General features: G+C 46.0%; 11 protein-coding genes. 5 read left to right on the top strand and 6 right to left on the bottom strand.

Annotated elements, in window-relative coordinates; genetic code table 11:
- Positions 1–25 precede the first annotated feature (25 nt).
- A complete protein-coding gene (locus tag IQ263_RS12075; RefSeq protein ID WP_194067643.1) occupies positions 26–2,578 on the bottom strand; it encodes a hybrid sensor histidine kinase/response regulator in 2,553 nt (850 codons plus the stop codon).
- A gap of 249 nt (positions 2,579–2,827) precedes the next feature.
- On the opposite strand from IQ263_RS12075, the gene IQ263_RS12070 reads away from it, so the two are divergent.
- The 5 genes from IQ263_RS12070 (at position 2,828) to IQ263_RS12050 (ending at position 11,974) form a co-directional block, all read left to right on the top strand.
- Positions 2,828–4,114: a CBS domain-containing protein gene (locus IQ263_RS12070; RefSeq protein ID WP_194067642.1), complete on the top strand. Its 1,287-nt coding sequence runs from the start codon at positions 2,828–2,830 to the stop codon at positions 4,112–4,114.
- 473 nt (positions 4,115–4,587) lie between these two features.
- On the top strand, positions 4,588–6,507 hold the full coding sequence (locus tag IQ263_RS12065; protein ID WP_194067641.1) for a response regulator: 1,920 nt from the start codon (positions 4,588–4,590) through the stop codon (positions 6,505–6,507).
- A 571-nt stretch (positions 6,508–7,078) separates the two neighbouring features.
- Positions 7,079–10,555: a PAS domain S-box protein gene (locus IQ263_RS12060; protein ID WP_194067640.1), complete on the top strand. Its 3,477-nt coding sequence runs from the start codon at positions 7,079–7,081 to the stop codon at positions 10,553–10,555.
- 696 nt (positions 10,556–11,251) lie between these two features.
- Positions 11,252–11,560 (top strand): DUF1830 domain-containing protein, encoded by a 309-nt coding sequence (locus tag IQ263_RS12055; RefSeq protein WP_194067639.1) that lies wholly within the window; start codon positions 11,252–11,254, stop codon positions 11,558–11,560.
- A gap of 69 nt (positions 11,561–11,629) precedes the next feature.
- Positions 11,630–11,974, top strand: a complete 345-nt coding sequence (locus tag IQ263_RS12050; RefSeq protein ID WP_194008929.1) for a late competence development ComFB family protein — start codon at positions 11,630–11,632, stop codon at positions 11,972–11,974.
- Between the two features lie 92 nt (positions 11,975–12,066).
- On the opposite strand, the gene IQ263_RS12045 is transcribed toward IQ263_RS12050, so the two are convergent.
- The 5 genes from IQ263_RS12045 to IQ263_RS29825 all read right to left on the bottom strand — a co-directional run bounded on the left by IQ263_RS12045 (position 12,067) and on the right by IQ263_RS29825 (position 18,964).
- The gene (locus IQ263_RS12045) at positions 12,067–12,420 is read right to left on the bottom strand and encodes a DUF6464 family protein (RefSeq protein ID WP_194067645.1); all 354 of its coding nucleotides are present in this window, start codon (positions 12,418–12,420) and stop codon (positions 12,067–12,069) included.
- Positions 12,421–12,668: 248 nt separating this feature from the next.
- Positions 12,669–13,400, bottom strand: a complete 732-nt coding sequence (locus IQ263_RS12040; protein ID WP_194067638.1) for a sucrose-phosphate phosphatase — start codon at positions 13,398–13,400, stop codon at positions 12,669–12,671.
- A 494-nt stretch (positions 13,401–13,894) separates the two neighbouring features.
- Positions 13,895–17,242 (bottom strand): PAS domain S-box protein, encoded by a 3,348-nt coding sequence (locus IQ263_RS12035; RefSeq protein WP_194067637.1) that lies wholly within the window; start codon positions 17,240–17,242, stop codon positions 13,895–13,897.
- Between the two features lie 558 nt (positions 17,243–17,800).
- Entirely contained in the window at positions 17,801–18,460 is a 660-nt protein-coding gene (locus IQ263_RS12030) for an HAD family hydrolase (protein ID WP_194067636.1), read from the bottom strand.
- A 354-nt stretch (positions 18,461–18,814) separates the two neighbouring features.
- Positions 18,815–18,964 (bottom strand): hypothetical protein, encoded by a 150-nt coding sequence (locus IQ263_RS29825; RefSeq protein WP_194067635.1) that lies wholly within the window; start codon positions 18,962–18,964, stop codon positions 18,815–18,817.
- Positions 18,965–18,971 lie beyond the last annotated feature (7 nt).

Below are 18,971 nucleotides of genomic sequence, written 5' to 3'. Positions count from 1 at the left end.
GCTCCGCCCCATGCCCCATGCCCAATTATCCATTACCAATCCCCACCATTAAAGAAAGAATTTTGTCTAGCAATTGCTGAGGGTGAATCGGTTTAGCCAAACAATCGTTAGCTCCCGCCGTCACGAAAGATACTCGATCTGCAGGAATTTCCTGGGCGCTTAAAGCCAGGATTTTGAGATTTTCAGTAGCTGGTTTTTGGCGCAGTTGTTGGATGATTTCGCAGCCATTCATTCCTGGTAAACGCATATCTACAATCACAGCATTCGGTTGCAAAAGTTCAATTTGTTCTACGGCTGCCGAACCTTCAATCATCCACACTACTTGCAGTCCTGCTGCTGTCAGGATATCGCAAATGAGCATGGCAGTTTCTTCATCTTCTTCGACGAGCACGATGCTGCCTCGCAGGGAGGAGGAGTGCAGCGGTAAAGATGAATTGGATTTTTCATATTTGAATTTTGTGGATTCATCTTTGCTTTTAGTTTGACTCGGTATAAAAACGGTAAAGGTAGAGCCGACATCAACTGTAGAGTTGACTTCGATCGCGCCGCCGTGAAGCTCTACTAACTGTTTGGTTAAGGCTAATCCCAGACCGGTGCCGCCGTATTCGCGGCGGTAGGGAGAATCTAATTGCTGGAATTTTTGAAACAAGAGCGATCGCTGATTTTCGGGGATTCCAATGCCAGTATCTTTGATTTGAAACACAGCGGTGCTACCTGCAGGTGCAGTACCGGGCTGTCGCACTGCTGGCGTTTGATTTTTATCTTCTGTTACCCAAACTCGCAGGATGACTCGCCCGCCTTCGGGAGTAAATTTGATCGCATTTCCTAAGAGATTGAACAGAATTTGTCTCACGCGGCGCGGATCTGCAGTGAAGCGATCGCACTCTTGTTTTACCCGCTGTTCTTGTATTAGTTCTACTCCTTTAGCCGCAGCTTTTTCTTTGAGGGCGTGCAGGCTCTGGGAAGCTAATTTAGAAATTGAAAATTCACTAATTTTTAAGATTGCTTTTCCCGCTTCTACTTGCGATAAATCTAAAATATCGTTGATTAATTCTAATAAGTGGTCGCCGCTATCTCGGATAGTTTGCAGGTATTGTCGCTGCTTTTGCAGCGGCACTTGTTTTGTGCCAACTTTGCCGTAAGACCACCGCAACAGCGTGTCGGAAATGCCGATGACGCAGGTGAGGGGAGTCCGCAATTCGTGGCTCATAGCTGCCAAAAATTCGCTCTTGGCGAGGCTGGCAGACTGGGCGGCGACCAGTGCATCGCGCAGTTCTCGCGTGCGCTCTATGACGCGCTGTTCTGAGGTGCGCTTTTGTTGCTGAACTTCTGCATAAAGTTCGGCTTGGTAAATGGCGATCGCCAAATGTTCTGCTATTTGTCGCAAAAATGTTATTTTGCTTTCTTCCCACTCCCGCACAGTACACTGGTGGGCAATTAGCAGCCCCCACAAGTCGTCTTGAACTACGATCGGCACTAGCAATTTCCCCCGCACCTGAGCCCGCCGCATCAACTCTAAAAAACAAGGGTGCGAAGAGTAAGTTTTTTCCACATCCGCGACGCACAAAGCTAAACCTTTGCGATACTTCTCTGTGTCGATGACTCGATCGAGAAAACAGTCGGCACCTTCACTAAAATTGAGTACAGACGAGATAGCATCGCTGGCTAAAGCTTCGTAGGTAACGCGACCTAAATACAAGAAATACTGGGAATTTTCTTTGAGTTCGCCCGACGCAGAAACCTCTGCCAGTATTTGTTTACTTAATTTACCATCGGGAGAGGCTGGCATTTTGTCAAATTGATAAATTAACAGGCGATCTACATCCAAAAATTCTCGCACCCTCGAAACTGCTTTTGACAAAATGACAGGCAATTCCAAACTCTGGCGGATTTGAGTTGTCACCTGATTCAAAAGTCGCTCTTGTTCGAGCTGCTGCTGCAAAGCATCTTCCACTGGCTGATAAAATTGAATGCAGGAATTTGGCATTTCTTCTGCGCGATCGCCCACTTCAGTCATCTGGTGCTGTAGCGTTTCGGGAGCGATCGGTTGGGGCGCGGAATTTTCCTCTATTTCCGTTTGGGCTTGTAGGGGCTGGTGATTATTTTTTCTGGCATCGATTGCGAGAATATCCAGCAAATTCAGGGTAAATTCGCTTTGAATAACGGCCGAGTTTGACTGTATATTTTTAATGGCTTGTTTCAGGGCGCGAATATTAATTTTTCCCTTGGTTCCTGGCGTTGTTTTGGCGATTTTTGCTACTATGGGGGAGAGGAAATTTGCGATCGCCTCTGGCTCGAAAGTCAACTCCACATTTAATTGCCAATTGAGATGTTTTTCGCTGTGTTTGCGTTCGTTTGTTGCAGCAGCATCTAATGGCTTCCCCCGCAGCAGCGCGCTAAACCCCTCTGATATTAATGCTGCAAACCGTTCCGACGAGTTTTCCCGATTTTCAGTAAAGGCAGGAGCATCGTCCGCCAGCCAAATCGCCCCCGGGAGTTCAGCCATTTGCTGTAACAACTGGTAAGCAGCCTCAAAGGTTGCTAGTGGCAAAGTTCGACTTAAGCTTTTTGGTTTCAATCTAGGTATTTTTCCGGTTGTTTTCAAGAACACAAGATCGAGCCCGATATTTTAGGGACGAAACCGGGGCGCAGCAGGCGCGAACGCTCCCAAAGACTTGAGATGAAAGTAATCAGAAGGCAGGCTCTCATCAGGCCCGCGAGTGGGAGAGTACATTTCTCCCTATAGTTGTGATTACTTTAAACAATCTTATTCCAGTATAATATCAATATATAATTTGTTAACTTCTACTTAACACTATCCGGGTAAATGAGCAATCCAACTCAACTCACCCCCGATTTCACGATCGGACATCTGCCGTCTCACCACTGCCAAGTGAGTGCTGCAACTCTAGGACAGGTAGTGGCTGAAAAATTCGAGGAAGAACCAGACCTGCCGGGAGTAATTATTACTCACGAATCGCAGGTGTTGGGAATGATTTCTCGTGTCAAATTTCGAGAGCAAATGATTCTTCCCGATCGGGTAGAACTTTACGGGCAGCACCCGATTCGCTCTTTGTTAGATTTTATTAGAATTCCGCCTTTGGTGATGGAGGAAAACTGGAAAATTGATGATGCCGTGCAAGCCTCTCTCAACAGGCAAAAAGACTTGATTTATGAACCAATTATTGTGGTAATGAAAAACCACACACTCCGCCTTTTGGACGTTCAAACTCTGGTAATAGCGCAATCTCAAAATTTAGCGCAAGCTTACAAAATTATTCAAAAATATCGAGCAGAAAAACAAAAATATCTGGCGATAATTCAAAAAGAGCAAGCCCAAGTTCGCGAATATCATAAGCTTTTACAATCCCAACTTCTGGAAACAAAAAAATCGCAAAATACTCCCAGTTCTCAGGAATTGGCACTGGTAAAACAAGCCGAACAAATTGCTCAAATGAATCGGCGATTTGTGAGAATTGCGAAGTTGATTTCGTCGGAGGGTCGCCAAGCATTTCAAGCTACTTTTCAAGGTGCTAATTCTATTTGCAACAATACAGATAAAATTTTGGGAGTTGGCAAAGCCATAGCTAACGATCTAGAAACGGTTAACCGCACTTCCCGAACTATCCGGGAGGCGATCGAACAAGTCAGGCATTTAGCAGTACAGGTGGCTGTAGTTACCAATCAGATGGGAAGCAAACCCAACGGTCTCGGTCAAGTGAGTTTAGAAATTGGCCGACTGGCAAGTAAAACTTTTGAATTGGGGACTCAAATAGAGCAAATTGCCAGCCGATTTAAACTTCGCGTTCACGAACTCACGGAGGCAGCAAGAGCGGGTGCTAATGTGGCAAAATTCGTGACCATCAAGATCGATCGTGCCGAAATGGCGCTGTTAGAATTGGAGGAATTAATAGCAGAAAAAAATCCTAATTCATTTATAGATACTCAAGAATCTTTAGGTATCAACAAAAGTGTTACAGCCCATTCTTTAGTTAAAGATATAGAACACGCAGAAATCGCGGTTTCTGAATTAGAAGAAATAGTTAAGCAGCAAAATTCTTCGCAATATCTGATCGAAAAAATTCAGCAGGCTCTGAAGTCGAAAAAGCCCTAAAATTTTAGCAAAAATATGGTAATAAATTGAATTTTTTCCCAAAATTACAAGCATAATAAAACTTTACATTTTGACTGTTGAAAAAATACTATTTGTTGGAGCGAGGTGAAACAAATTAAAATAAGAGTTGGAAAAGGCTATTGAACATGAGTGTCAAGTTAATCTCTTGTGCCGTGCCGCTCTATTGTTTGACGGGCAGAACCCCTGCGCCCCTGTTCCCTTGGGAGAAGAGTGTTCAAAGTGAGTATTGTTGAGGGGGATTAGTGGGTATGCTCCCCATCGAGACCAATCGGACGAGAGATACAAAAGACCTCTCATAAAAAGCCTGTACAGAGCAGGCATCCTCGCCGCTCCACAATAATTATTCGAGATGTATCAAGAAGTTACGATTTCATTTGACATGAGGCCGGCTATTGAAATCCGCAAAAATCGATCGCAAATTCCACAAACAGCTTAATTAAAAGGTGATAATTATGAAAATTTTGCTAGTAGAAGATGACACAATTACAATTAATTTGTTAACTCAATCGCTCAACGCTCACAATTACAATGTGAATGCGGCAACAGACGGTGAAACAGCATTACATTTGGCGCGGGCCTACGATTACGACTTGATTGTTTTGGATGTGATGATTCCTAAATTAGACGGTATTAGTTTGTGTCGGAAATTGCGATCGTCCGGCTGCAAAATGCCAATTTTACTGCTGACGGCGCTAGATAGCAGCAGCAATTTAGTTGAAGGTTTAGAAGCTGGTGCAGATGATTATGTGGTCAAACCCTTCAATCTGAAAGAATTAATTGCTCGGATTCGGGCTTTGTTGCGCCGGGGTAAGGCAAGTTTGTCGAGTACAAATTTGACTTGGGAAAAACTGCAAGTCAACCCGGATACTACGGAAGTCACTTATGCCGAAAAGATGCTGCATTTGACTCCTAAAGAGTACAATTTGTTGGAACTTTTTCTGAGAAATCCCCGGCGCATTTTCAGCCGCAGCGCTATGCTCGATCGCATTTGGTCGTCCGGCGAATTTCCTCAAGAAGAAGCCGTTACCGCTCACATTAAGGGGTTGCGGCACAAATTGAAAGCAGCCGGGATGACTGTAGATTTAGTCGAAACTGTGTACGGATTAGGCTATCGGCTCAAAAGTCTGCCGGAGGATATGGAGAACCAAAAAGTTCTCCAGGAAACGGCAGAAACTACTATAAGTCAAGAGAGTTTATCTGCTGAATCCAGCGGGCAGAATCAGGAATTAAATAATGAGGAGCGCCACTTGAAAGTCCTGAGTGCGATCGCCCAAATTAGGGAAAAGTTAAAAGTCGATTTTAGCGAAAAGGTGGCGATATTCTATCGCGCGATCGCTCAACTCAAAAGCGGAAGCTTGGAGGACGAACTGCGACGGGAAGCTCAGGAGCAAGCTCATAAATTAGTCGGTTCTTTGGGAACTTTAGGGCTGCCGAAAGGTTCGGAAGTGGCGCGCAAAATCGAACATTTGTTCAAGGCGGAAAATGTCTTGAAACCTGGGAATGCTGAGCTGATGGAGGAATTTCTGGATTTGCTCAAACAGGTATTCGATCGCCCGCCGGAACCTGAAACCGAGCCTGTTGCTCAGGTTGTCCAACAATACCGAATCCTGATTGTTGATGATGATACTTTGCAGAGCGATCGACTAAAAATAGCCGCCTCCGGTTCCGGCTTCGAGATAGAAGTCGCAAACTCTCCGCAATCCGCAAGAAATGCGATTTCTCAACGGCCTCCCGACGCGATTTTGCTGGATTTGACCTTTTCCAGAACTCAGGAAAACGGACTTAATCTCCTAGCCGAACTCCGCAGTGAAAAGCCCGAAATTCCGGTGATGGTTTTTAGCGGGCACAATCAATTGAGCGATCGAATAGAAGTTGCTCGTTTGGGAGCTTCCGGCTTTTTACACAAATCAATTCCCGCAGCAGATATACTCAAAGCAGTCGCCCAACTCCTCGACCATACGGACTCTACAGAAGCCAAAGTTATGGTGGTAGATGATGACGTGCATCTATTGGCTGTACTGAAAGTGATTCTACAACCTTGGGGATTTCAGGTGACAACATTAGATAATCCAGAAAAATTCTGGGATGTACTCGAAACCACTTGTCCCGATTTGCTAATTTTAGATGTGGAAATGCCCGGTTATAACGGTATTGAGTTGTGTTTGGCAGTACGGAACGATTTGCGTTGGAGCAAGCTCCCAGTCCTATTTTTGACTGCTCATTCCGAGTCGGAAATAGTGCGCCAAATGTTTGTTGCGGGTGCTGACGATTACGTGAATAAGCCGATCGTAGAACCGGAATTGATTGCTCGCCTCCTGAACCGTTTGGAACGAAGCCAACTCAGACACAGACTGTCTCTGACACAGGGTTAAGCTTAGTCTCGATTCTCCCAGCGCCCTCCGATCGAAGGGGGGACAAGAGCGTCATATCCCCCGGATGATCGGGTGATTTAGGGCGGATCGACGTCAACCCCTACTCCCCTTTTTAAGGGGGATGGGAGGGGAATCCGAACTCGACGGTAAACCCGAGGTACAAAGATTTTCAGGGAATTGTTGACATCAAGGATGCAGCAGATGTCCGAGACGGTGAATGCAAGCTTTCACCGAGATTTGGGATGGTTAGGTTGTGCGATTCGGATGCGTGCCGATCAATGTTTGATATCATGTAGGTCGATTACCATAACAAATACTGTTCCCGCGTGCCCACAAAAGTACCCAATATTGAGCCTGTGCAAGTCCGCACGCACGAACCTTATACCATTTTTCTAAAGATTTGCTATGGATAAAGTCATAGCCCCCCGATGCTTTGGGGGGTTGGGGGAAGGTAATATGTAGCGCTACTTTATGAAATTCGTATTACTGCGGTCAATAGACCAGACTTGATATGACCGACAGGCAAAAACACAAACTCATTTAAAAACATATTTACAAAAACACGAAAGTAATGGTATTACCCTCAGACAAAGCCGCTCTAAATGACAGCGAATACGAATTAATTTACGCACCGGGTTCCATTCAACCTCACGGTATTTTGTTGGTGCTAGAATCTCCGCTGTTGAAAATTTTGCAAGTTAGCAACAATACTTTTGAGGAACTCGGCATTGACCCCGAAGCACTTTTGGATCATTTTTTACAGGAATTTGTTGAAAGTGCGGAAATTGAGGCTATTGAAAAAGCTTTATTGGAAAATAGCTCTCAACGTAATCGTATTACATTATCATTCAAAAATCAAAAGCGCCAGTCTGTTTTTGAGGGAACGCTGCATCAATCAAGTTCAGTATTAATTGTGGAACTAGAGCCGATTGTTGCGCCCAAAGCTAGCGATTGTTTCAATTCTGATGATTTGATTCAACAGCAGATTGACAAAATCCACAACACGCCAAACCTGCAAGCGCTGTGTCAGACAGCAGTTGAAGAAGTGCGGAGAACGATCGGTTTCGATCGGGCGATCGTCTATCAATTTGATGCCACCGGTGCCGGGAAAGTCGTCGCCGAAGACAAAGTAGAAAATTTAGCTCCTTTATTGGGGCTGCACTATCCGGCTACCGATATTCCCCACCAGGCCAGAAACCAGTTCACGATGAATTTAATTCGGTTTATTCCCGATATTCACTATCAGCCCGTACAACTAATTCCTCACTGCAATCCGCTGACTGGTTGCCCTCTGGAGCTGGAATTTTCTTTGTTGAGAACAGTTTCTCCTTGCCATCTTCAATATCTAAAAAATATGAAGATTGGCGCTAGCATGACTGTGACATTAATGAAAGATCAAAAACTCTGGGGATTAATCGCCTGTCACCACCAAACACCAAAGTATCTCAACTACAGAACAAGAAAGAGTTGCGAATTACTAGCCAAATTTGTTAATTTAGAACTAAACTACAAACAAGATAACGAAGATCGAAACTATGCAATTTCTTTAAAAGAAATTTGCCGTAAATTTATCGCAGAATTTTCTCAAGAAAACTGTTTTGTAGAAGGTTTACTTAAATCCCCAGAGGCATGGCTGGCATTGGTGGGGGCTACCGGTGGAGTTGTGTGTGCCAATGAAAATTTGCTCGCTACCGGCAAAACCCCGGAATTAGGAGAAATCGAAAAGTTAATTGCTTGGATAAAACCTCAAATAAATAATGAAATTTTTTATACAGATTGTCTGGCAAAACTGTATCCGCCAGCCCATAACTTTAAAGAAGTTGCTAGCGGTTTGCTGGTGATCGCTTTGTCGGAAATGCAAAATTATTATATTTTGTGGTTCCGTCCAGAAGCAATTCAAACTGTCAATTGGGCCGGTCAACCAGACTGGCCAATTGAATTTAAACCGGATGGCAGCAGGTTGATGTCTCCTCGCACTTCCTTTGATTTGTGGCAAGAAACTGTGAGGTTAAAATCTTTGCCTTGGCAGCAGTGCGAAATTGAAATTGCCCGAGAACTGCGAGTGGCGATTGCTAGCATTGAGTTGCGGAAAATCAACCAGCAGCTTAACTTAGCTTTGTCGGCTACCAAAATCGGATTTTGGGACTGGGACGTGCAGCAAAATCGAATTGTTTGGTCGAGGGAACACCAAGAGTTGTTTGGTTTGAAACCGGGAACTTTTGCCGGAAATTATGAAAACTTTGTAGCCTGCATTTACCCCGAAGATTTAGAAAGTTTGGAGAATACTGTGAATGTGGCGCGAGTGCAGCGATCGAACTTCTGTCACGAACACCGCGTGATTTGGCCTGATGGCAGCATTCACTGGATTGAGGGGAAAGGTAAGTTTTTTTATAGCGAAGCGGGCGATGCAGTGCGGATGGTGGGGACTGTTAGAGAAATTACCGATCGCAAAGCTAGAGAATTAGAGTTGCGTTTGTTGGAATCTGCAGTCACCACGACTAACGACGCGGTGTTAATTACCGAAGCTGAACCGATTGACGAACCGGGCCCGCGAATTCTGTATGTCAACCCAGCTTTCACGCGGATGAGTGGCTATACGCTAGAAGAAGTTTTGGGCAAAACGCCGCGCATTTTGCAAGGAGAAAAAACAGATAGAGCAAGTCTAGATAGCATTCGGACAGCTTTGCAAAATTGGCAGCCGGTGCGGGTTGAGTTGATAAATTGCCGCAAAGACGGGACGGAATTTTGGGTAGAATTGAGTATTGTTCCCATAACCAACGAAAGTGGTTGCTTTACCCATTGGGTGGCCGTGCAGCGCGATATTAGCGATGCCGTGGCGGCAGCTACGCAACGCAAACAAGCTGAAGCCGCCCTCCAACAGCTCAACGAACTGTTAGAAATGCGAGTTTTGCAGCGAACCAGAGAACTAGGAAATTCTCAAGCAGAACTCCGGGAAAACGAAGCTTTATTTCGCTCTCTGAGCGAGAGTTCCCCCGTGGGCATTTTCAAAATCGATGGTGGGGGACAATGTACCTATACAAATCCGCGCTGTCAAGCAATTGGTGGCTTCACAGCAGCACAAGCTTTGGGAAACGGCTGGATGCAGTTTGTTCACCCGGAAGACATTAAACTAATTCGGTCTAAATGGTCGGAATCGCGATCGCTAGAAGAGGTATTTTCCTGCGAATTTCGCCACGTCAAACTAGACGGAACAATCAGGTTTTGTTGGCTAAAAACAGCTCCGATTTTTTCCAACCGAGGTCAACTAATCGGTCACGTCGGCACAGTCACGGATATCACAGAAAGCCGGGAAATTGAAAAAATGAAAAATGAGTTTATTTCCATTGTCAGCCACGAACTACGAACGCCGCTCACTTCAATTCACGGTTCTTTAGGTTTGCTGGCTGCTGGGGTACTCAAAGACAAACCGGAAACGGCCAATAAGATGTTACAAATTGCGTCGAACCAGACCGAACGGTTAGTGCGTTTGGTCAATGATATTCTCGATTTAGAGCGGCTAGAATCGAGCCAAGTTACGATTATTAAGCAGTGGTGCGACGCGGAGGTTTTGATGCGGAAGTCTGCGGAAGCTGTGCTGTCTGTGGCGGCCGAAAATCAAATTAATTTGTCGGTTTTGCCCTCTTCTGCAAAAGTTTGGGCTGACCCGGACAGGATCGTTCAAATGCTGGTAAATTTGTTGAGCAATGCGATTAAATTTTCGCCGAGCGGGTGTACAGTAACTGTCAGGGTTGAAGATTTGGGCGATTCCCTACGGGATAGCTACGCTTCACGAGTTTTATTTGAAGTCAAAGATCGGGGTCGGGGGATTCCTGCCGATCAACTAGAAACTATCTTTGGACGATTTCAACAGGTGGATGCTTCTGACTCGCGCCAAAAAGGAGGTACGGGTTTGGGTTTGGCTATCTGTCGCAGCATCGTACAGCAGCACGGCGGCAGAATTTGGGCCGAAAGTGTTGTTTCTGAAGGCAGCAGTTTCTATTTCACGGTGCCTGGACCGTTTGAAAGCGAAGGGGAAAAAGTTAGCTAATAATCTCGGAAAAAAGCGACAATATCAAGGTAAAACCCCCTCAAATCGCAGTAATTTCCTTGCAAAAATCACGCAATTATGTTAATGAATTGGGTTTCTGCGTCCAGGAAAATCCTAATTCGGCTGTTTTCAGAATTTCCTCATTTTTGGGATTTAGCTTTGAGATCGGGTGATTGGTTACTTTAAACCCTGATTCCCCAGAAGTTCCACAGATAACCTCGGGGAGTCCGGGTTTTTTGTTGCCGGCAAAATATAGCGGACTCTACATTATTTACGCGCAGAATAACTGTTGTTGAAGTTACCGAGACTTGCGTCAAGCACTGGTTAAAAACCCGGACTGTCGAAGGCAGCGAAGTTTTTTTAGGACTGGCGCGCGGGCGGCAATCACCTTGATTTTTCACGAATATACAGAGTCTGCAGCCGACAGATTAGGTAAAAAACCCGGGTTTCTGCGCTAGTGCGGTAATGCCTGCTGCGGCAAAAGTATATTCATCGAAAAAAAATGATAGTCTTCATAATTCCCTCAGATTTTTTAGATATTGTTTGTTTTAGGTTCTACAGTTGAAGGTCGCACTCTCAGCAGTATCCCGCTGCCGAAGAAAAAACCTGCAGTCTGGGGAGTCGGGGTCAGGGATGGTGCTTTCGATTAACTGGTGCCACAGCATAAGTTTTTGAAAGATTGTGGAGATTTGTTAAATGTTAGACCGGGTATCTTCTAAAGATAGCGACCACATTTTGTGCTATTACCCAAATACTACGAACCAAATTCAGGTGTTTCGGATTGGGAACATTCCTAATTGGTACTTTGAAAGGGTGGTGTTTCCGGGAGAGCGACTGATGTTTAAAGCTGCGGTAGAAGCAGTCTTAGAAATTCACACCTGCGCCGTAGCAACTGCTATTTTATCAGACAAGATTCCGTGCTACGTGTTGCGGTTTATAGAAGAGGTTGGTTCTGAGTTAGCTCTAGTTTTTCATAAAGAAAAATGTGCCGTATTGTCGCGCTAAAATTAAGGAGAAATCCAAATAAATAGCACGGAAAAAGTATTAGTTAAGTAGTCTTTTAGGACGGGAAAAATGCAGAAAAATCTGGTCAATATGACCTTGGCTTTAGTGACAGAGGAAGTAGAAATTATCTTGGGTTCTTATCCCAAGTATCCTTACCAAGAAGCTTTTTCCCCTTGGGGCTTGCGGCAGGATTTGATTGCTTACGTGCTCAGCCGAGTTCCTAATAAATATATTGCGATCGACTCCGGTGAGTCTCTCAACCAAAAAGTGCAGATTCGCTGTTCTTCAGAGCAGTTGCTGCACATAGAAAATTTGATTCATACTGGGATTCGCGACGTGCTGCACAGCTATCAGAAGATAGATTACCGCGTTTGGGAACAAGTTAAATCTGGTGAGAGGGCTGCTAGTTGGTAAGAATAGTTTTTCGCTTGATGGGGTAGATGTCAGTCGGCTCGGCACTCTCGGTTGAGCGATCGAGCTATAATTGTGTACCTGTTCGATCGCGATTAACACTTTTGGTAATCGCCGCAGCCGTCGCAGGGGCCATTAGGTTTGACAGCACAGCGGAGAATTTCCGATCGAGCGTTAAAGCGACAGCTAGGATCTCCGATAATCCAGATACCGCTGACAAATGTTCTTTCCGTCGGCGGTTCCACAGACTGCACGTACAGGGCAATTTTTTGCAGTTGGTAGCGGCCGGATTTGAGTTGATAGCGGTGGTGGCGTTCCAAAACAGCATAGGTTTGTTCCTCGAAATCTAGATAGTTCCCCGGTTGCGGTGTCCAATCGAGCCGAATGCTGCCTAAAGATTGGCGGGGGTGAGATAAAATTAATTCTACTGGTAAAGTATTTTGTTCCATGTGGCGGTCTGGCAAGCTAGTATACGCTGATGGTATCGCACTCACAGGTTCGATCGAGATGCGGTGGAGATTCTGAACGGATTTTAACGGTTTGCGGGACTTGCGGTGCGTTTGTAGTAAGGACTTCAGTCCTCGGATCTCGATCGGGCGCGAGCTCGCTTAGGTGCTCGCAGGCTTGAAATGCAAAACATAGATTCTCCCGATGAGGACGGTCATCCTGAGTGGGAACAAAACCGGATTTTGTACCCTCAAAATTCCCAAAAATATGCCATTCCCTCCATGATTCCTCCAGCGCCAGCAGAGCGAGCTAAATAATGATTGTTGCCGCCGAATTCGCGATGCCATGCTAAGAGTTCTGACATGGCGTTAGCGACGATTACTCCGCGAACATCTTGTTCAAACATACTGATATCGTTACCAGAATCGCCGCAGACTAATGTTAACTCTGATGGAATTTCCAGGCGCTTTTGTAAATAAGTCAAGGCCTTACCTTTATTGCTAGTTTCCGGTAAAATATCTACATCGCGATTGCTGCTAAAAATGATTTGAGCGGCCAGTCCCGATGCTGTTAGTTTTTGCTGCAATTCCTGAAGAATCGAGCTGTGTTCTGCTGATGATTCCAGACAATAACTGATTTTCCAAGGATTTTGTGCTTGTGGGGATTGGGGTTTAAGTTTCTTAAACTGCTGAGCTAAAGAGACGATCGCCATTTTATCCCAATTTTGAGAAATATATTGAGCCCAATCTAAATCCAGAGTGCCATCTTGGTAAATCTCGCTACCTACACCTGCGATTAAATAATCCGGTGCTAGCAGTTGTTTTTCTGCAATTAATTCGCAAGTCGAAGCATGAGAACGCCCGGTAGCGTAAACCAAACAAATTTGCGATCGCATAGATTGCAAGCGCTGGTTAAAAACTTGAGTTGCTTCGTCATTTCCCACGAGCGTATTGTCTAAATCTGTAACTAATAAAAACTTCATTTTTGGCATTATTCAATAGTCAGCAGTCATCAGTCATCAGTGATTAATGATATCGTTGACCGTTGCATCGTCAGGTGATTTAACCGGCGCTAGAACACAGAGTACACAGAGTCCGAGAATACATATCTGAATCATTCCGATGCTACCGGATTTGATATGATATCATGTCCGATGGCTTGACTGCGATCGATCGGGTTCGTAGTGCGGACTTATATCATTTCCGGTTGCATCGGAAAAATAAAATCGAGTCAACAGTCAACAGTCCGTAGGGGCGGTGGATGGTGCGGGCCCGCCCTCTTAACAGTCAACAGTCAGCAGTCAGCAGTCAACAGTCAGCAGTTAACAGTCAACAGTCAACAGTCAACAGTCATCTATGAGTGCTACCGGATTTGATATTAAATCCGTTTTCGCTGCGGACACTTGGACGCAGTACAAACCGTTTTTATTTTGGTAATCAAAGGGAGACGATTTGATTTCTCCCCTGCGTCCGAATGTCAACGAATTGGAATTTCGATAATAAATTCAGTACCTTTACCCGGTTGGGAGACACACTGCAATTTGCCGTTATGTTTTTCAACGACAATTTGGTGCGAAATTGATAAACCCAAACCTGTACCTTTACCTACGGGTTTTGTGGTATAAAACGGGTCAAACAAACGCACAATCTTATCTTCGGGAATGCCAGGGCCGTTGTCTTTAATCCGAACACAAATACTCTTATTATCAATTGTTTCAGTTTTAATTGTAATTGTAGGAAAGCTAAAACCCGCGGTATTTTTTCCTGGGCTGCTGTTTTCTTCCAAGGCATCCATCGCATTGGCTAATACATTCATAAAGACCTGATTTAACAGTCCGGGATGACATTCTATTTCCGGCATTTCTCCGTATTCTTTAATAACTTCAATGCCCTGCCAGTTGGCTTTGGCTTTCAGCCTGCTGTTCAACATTAACAAGGTACTGTCTAAACCTTCGTGAATGTCGGCAGATTTGATTTTTGCTTCGTCCGCCCGCGAGAAATTGCGGAGAGTTTGAATGATTTCTACAATGCGATCGCATCCTGTGTGCATCGAATTGAGCAATTTTGGCAGGTCTTTTGCGAGAAATTCTATGTCTATATCTTCGGCTTGTTTCTGAATTTTGGCTGGAGGAGTTGGGTACTCTTCTCGATACATTTGCACGATGTCTAACAAGTCGAGAATGTAGTCGCGGACGTGGCAGAGGTTGCCGGCGACAAAGCCCACTGGGTTGTTAATTTCGTGGGCAATTCCTGCTAGGACTTGTCCGAGGGAAGACATTTTTTCGGTTTGGACTAACTGCATTTGAGTTTGCTGCAAATTGTGCAAAGCTGTTTGCAGTTCTTGGGATTTTTGCCGATCGCGCTTTGCGGAGGCGGCCCGTTCTTCCTCAACTCCGATCGCCCCAGCAATAATTCCGATCAGCTTGCAATCGGCTTGAGAAGGCGCGATCGGTTCGGTGTAGACAACGCACACCGAACCGACATAATCGTCGCCGCGCCGCACTGCTTGTCCCAGATAGCTTTTGAGTTCGTAGCGGATGACAGCGGGATCGCTTTGGCCGTAGATCGTGTTCTGCAAGTCAGGAATTGCCACAGCCAGATCGCTGGCTTTTTGGTATACGTCAGTGCAGATGTGGCCCTCGGCGCGATCGACCTCCGGGTAGTCAGGCGGCGTTTGCCAAGTTGCGATCGCGCGCAGCAGCCCGCCACCGACGTGGCTGTAGACGGCGCAGGTTCCGCCCAAAAGCTCGCCGGCTAAGGTTGTCAGGCGCTGGATGTTGTCAGCAGCATCGGTGGTGAATCCCAAAAAGCACTCGTTGATTTTGCTGAGGCGGTACTCTGCTTGCCTGCGCGCGGTCATGTCGCGGGAGTTGAGTACAATTCCCCTCACAGCGGGGTCTGCTAGCAGGTTAATGCCGACTCCTTCGAGAAAACACCAAGAACCGTCAGCGCGCCGGAACCGACCTTCTACGGCGATCGGATCGCCGGGATTTGCGATCAGTTGTTGGAGATAGGAAATCACCGAGGGAAGGTCGTCAGGGTGAATGAAATCGAGAACCATTCGACCCATCAGTTCCTCTGGTTCGTACTCCAAGACTGTTTCTACAGAAGGGCTTTCGTAAACAATGCCGCCGCCTTTGTCGAGAATAGTAATGATGTCGGAACTGTTGAGAATTAGCGATCGCCACTTAGCCTCATTTTGCAATAAAGCTGACTCGGCTTGTTTGCGATCGGTAATATCCTCGACCATTTTGAGAATAAACTGCGGCATTCCCTGACTGTTGTCGATGACAGAGGCGCTGAGGCGTCCCCACCTAGTGCTGCCGTCAGGGCGGAGATAGCGCTTCTCGATTTGGTAAGCTTGGCGATCGCCTCCGGCCAACTGCCGGCGCAACTGGCGCGCAACTGGTGCGTCTTCCGGGTGCGCGCAGGAGTCGATATCCACCCCCCGGAGTTCGGCTTCCGATCGCCCCAGCATAGCTTGAAATGCCGGATTAGTGGCGATCGCCATACCTTGGAGAGTAGCGACTGCCATGCCGATCGCACCGCGTTCAAAAATTGCCCGAAACCGCTGTTCGCTTTCGCGCAAAGCTGCTTCTGCTTCCACTTGCTGGGTGATGTCCCGCCCCGCCACTGCCATGCCTTTGCGGGAACCGTCGGGGTTGAACAGCGGCACTTTCCGCACTTCAAACAAATTGCTGCCGCCTGTGGGTAAGGGGACAATTTGGCTGCAGGAGGTAAGAGTGCCTGCTTCCCAGGTGGTTTCGTCGGTTTCCTGCCAATTTAACAGGATTTCTCTGACTCTCGGATCGGCTGCTGCTGCGAGTTCGGCAGTCGTTTTGCCTTGGTAATCTGCGGTTTCCCAGCCCAAAAGTTTGAGGGCGCAGTCGTTAGCAATCAGCCAGCGCCCCTCGTTGTCTGTGAGGTTGATGGCATCGGGCACGGCATCGATCGCGGTTTTCAGCCAGTATTCTCGATCGCGCAGGGCTGCTTCGGCTGATTTGCGATCGGCGATTTCGGCGACAGTTCCTTCGTAGTAAAGGAGTTTACCTGCTTTGCTGCGGACTTCGCGCACGTTTTCCGAGATCCAGGTAGTGCTGCCGTCAGAGCGACGGACGCAGGACTCAAACTCTTTCAGGGACGAGGTGCGGCTGATTTCGGCGATAAATTCCGCGCGGCGGGTGCGATCGGCGTAAAGGTTTTTTGCCGAACATTTTGCGATCAGTTCTGAGGGGGAATCGTAGCCGTACATTCGGGCGAGTGCGGGGTTGGCGCTGAGGTAGCGCCCGTCTGGGGCGGTTTGAAATATGCCTTCGGTGGCATTTTCAAAGATGCTGCGGTATTTTGCTTCGGCTTGTTTGAGGGCTTCTTCTGCGTGCTTGCGATCGGTGATATCAGCTTGGACTCCGATGAAGTGGGTGACGGTGCCGCTGCTGTCGCGCACCGGCGAGATGGTGAGTTCGTTCCAGAAAGGAGTGCCGTCTTTGCGGTAGTTTTTCAGAACTACTTTGCAGTCGTGTTGTTCTTTCAGGGCTGCGCGGATTTTAGCGACGGCGGCGCGATCGGTATCCGGGCCTTGCAGGAAGCGGCAGTTGTGCCCGATGACTTCGCCCGTCGAGTAGCCTGTAATCCTCTCGAAAGCTGGGTTGCAGTAGACTATTGGTTGGTCTGGTAAGGTAGCGTCCGAAATCGCGATGCCGTTGCTAGTAGCTGCCAAGGCGCGATCGTACAGCCTCCATACTTCTTCTATTAAATTCGGTGCATTGCCACCAGTGCGAGTCGGCGATAGCGTTTCAGAAGGAATACTTATATTATCGATCTGCATGAGTTTTTTATAGATTGAGTTTCTTGTCGGTTCCGACTGACTGCACCCCAAAGTTCAACAGAATTGTCCTATTTTCCTGCGCCCCAAGTGAGAAGGCGATCGTGCAGAATTTATGCCGTAAATCCTACAAGAGAAAAAATCTAGTCTCCCTCATTTTTCTTTTCTTCTGCCTTGAGCCTTTTGCTTTGTGCCTTCAAACGAATCCTACTTGCTAATTTATAATAGTTGTTGCTAGGATATCTCTATCTCTGGTATGGTTTAGTTTGCAGATGTCGCGCGGCTTACCGGTTCGCACAGCTAATTGTTTATAACGAACAAAAAAACACCTGCTATCTTTAAATATTTTTTTATTCAGAACTTGCAATTTTAAAATCTATTTAAAATTGCCGATTATATCAAATCCGTTAGCCTCGGAATAGTAAATTCACTGTTAACGGTTAACAGTCAACGGTTAACCGTTAACATCATGAGGAGTGCAACCAGAATTGATATTAAGTGCTGTAATTATTTTATTTAATAAAAATAATTGAACTTCTCCTGAAACAAACCGACTCAAGATTAATTTTGAATCATCGCAGCAAGTTCCGAAATATTGTCGATCGCCAAAGTCGGTTTTAGGGCGAGACACTCAGCGCGATCGCCATATCCGTAAGCCGCCCAACAAACATCTATCCCAGCATTTTTCGCAAACAACAAATCAACCGCCGTATCGCCAACCATTAAAACTTGACTGTTCTCCAAATCCGGGAACAGCGGTTTAACGATCGAGTGAAAAACACTCGGATTAGGTTTTTGAATAATTTGTCCGTCATCACCTACAATCAAGTCAAAAAAACTGTGAATTTTCAACTTTTCTAGAAACAAATTAACAAAACTAACGTGCTTGTTGCTAAAAACTCCCAGACTCAATCCCGACTTGCTCGCCAACTGCAAAACTTGCTTGGTTCCGGGAAATAAATCTAGCTGCTTTTCACCTTCTGTCCGATAAAAAGAGCGGTAAGTTTCCACCCATTGGGGAATTGCGCTTTCCTCGATCGCCGGATTGAGGATTTTGAAACTATTTGCTAAATTAATCCCGATCGTCCCTTGAATTGTCTCAGCAGCAGGCGGATCAATATTGAAACTTTCAAAAGTTTTGGTAAAGCAATATACAATAGCTTTGTGAGTAATTGCCAAGGTGCCGTCAAAATCGAAAATAATTAACTTATACTGACTCATCTTCCTCAAAAAATCCTCAAATTAGAATAGGTGCGAATAAATTTAACATAGAGATGCGACTTTTGCAGTAGTTATAAACTCCATTGTATTAGAGCTTACAGGCTAAACCCGCCCCGACAATCGACCTGATAAACCCGGTGTCTACAAATATTTCTAGTTATTAGTAAGTAAGTCGGTGGGGAAAAACACAACTGTGTTAAGAAAGATAAATGAGGCTAAAACCCCAATCCCTCCTGCATTCTGTCTCCTGACTCCTGCCTCATCCCAACTACAAATATTTACGCCTTTCTACTTATAAGTTTATCATTTAATCGAAGACCGCTTCGAGCTAGCCACAAAAAATAATCGCGGACATTACCCGATCGCGCAAATAAAAGTAGAATTAGGCATTTGGCAAGGAGTCGATCGGGGCGTAGAACGGCCTTGGCTGCGCTGGTGGGAGGCATCGGGGACTTTGCTGCCGGCGGCGGAGGAACGAGCAGAACAAGAACGACAAAGGTGCATAGAAGCT

Origin of the sequence: Tychonema sp. LEGE 06208 (assembly GCF_015207505.1) — a bacterium.
Lineage (GTDB): Bacteria > Cyanobacteriota > Cyanobacteriia > Cyanobacteriales > Microcoleaceae > Microcoleus.
The sequence above is the reverse complement of the archived record's forward strand: the minus strand, read 5'-3'. Positions and strand labels throughout refer to the sequence as shown.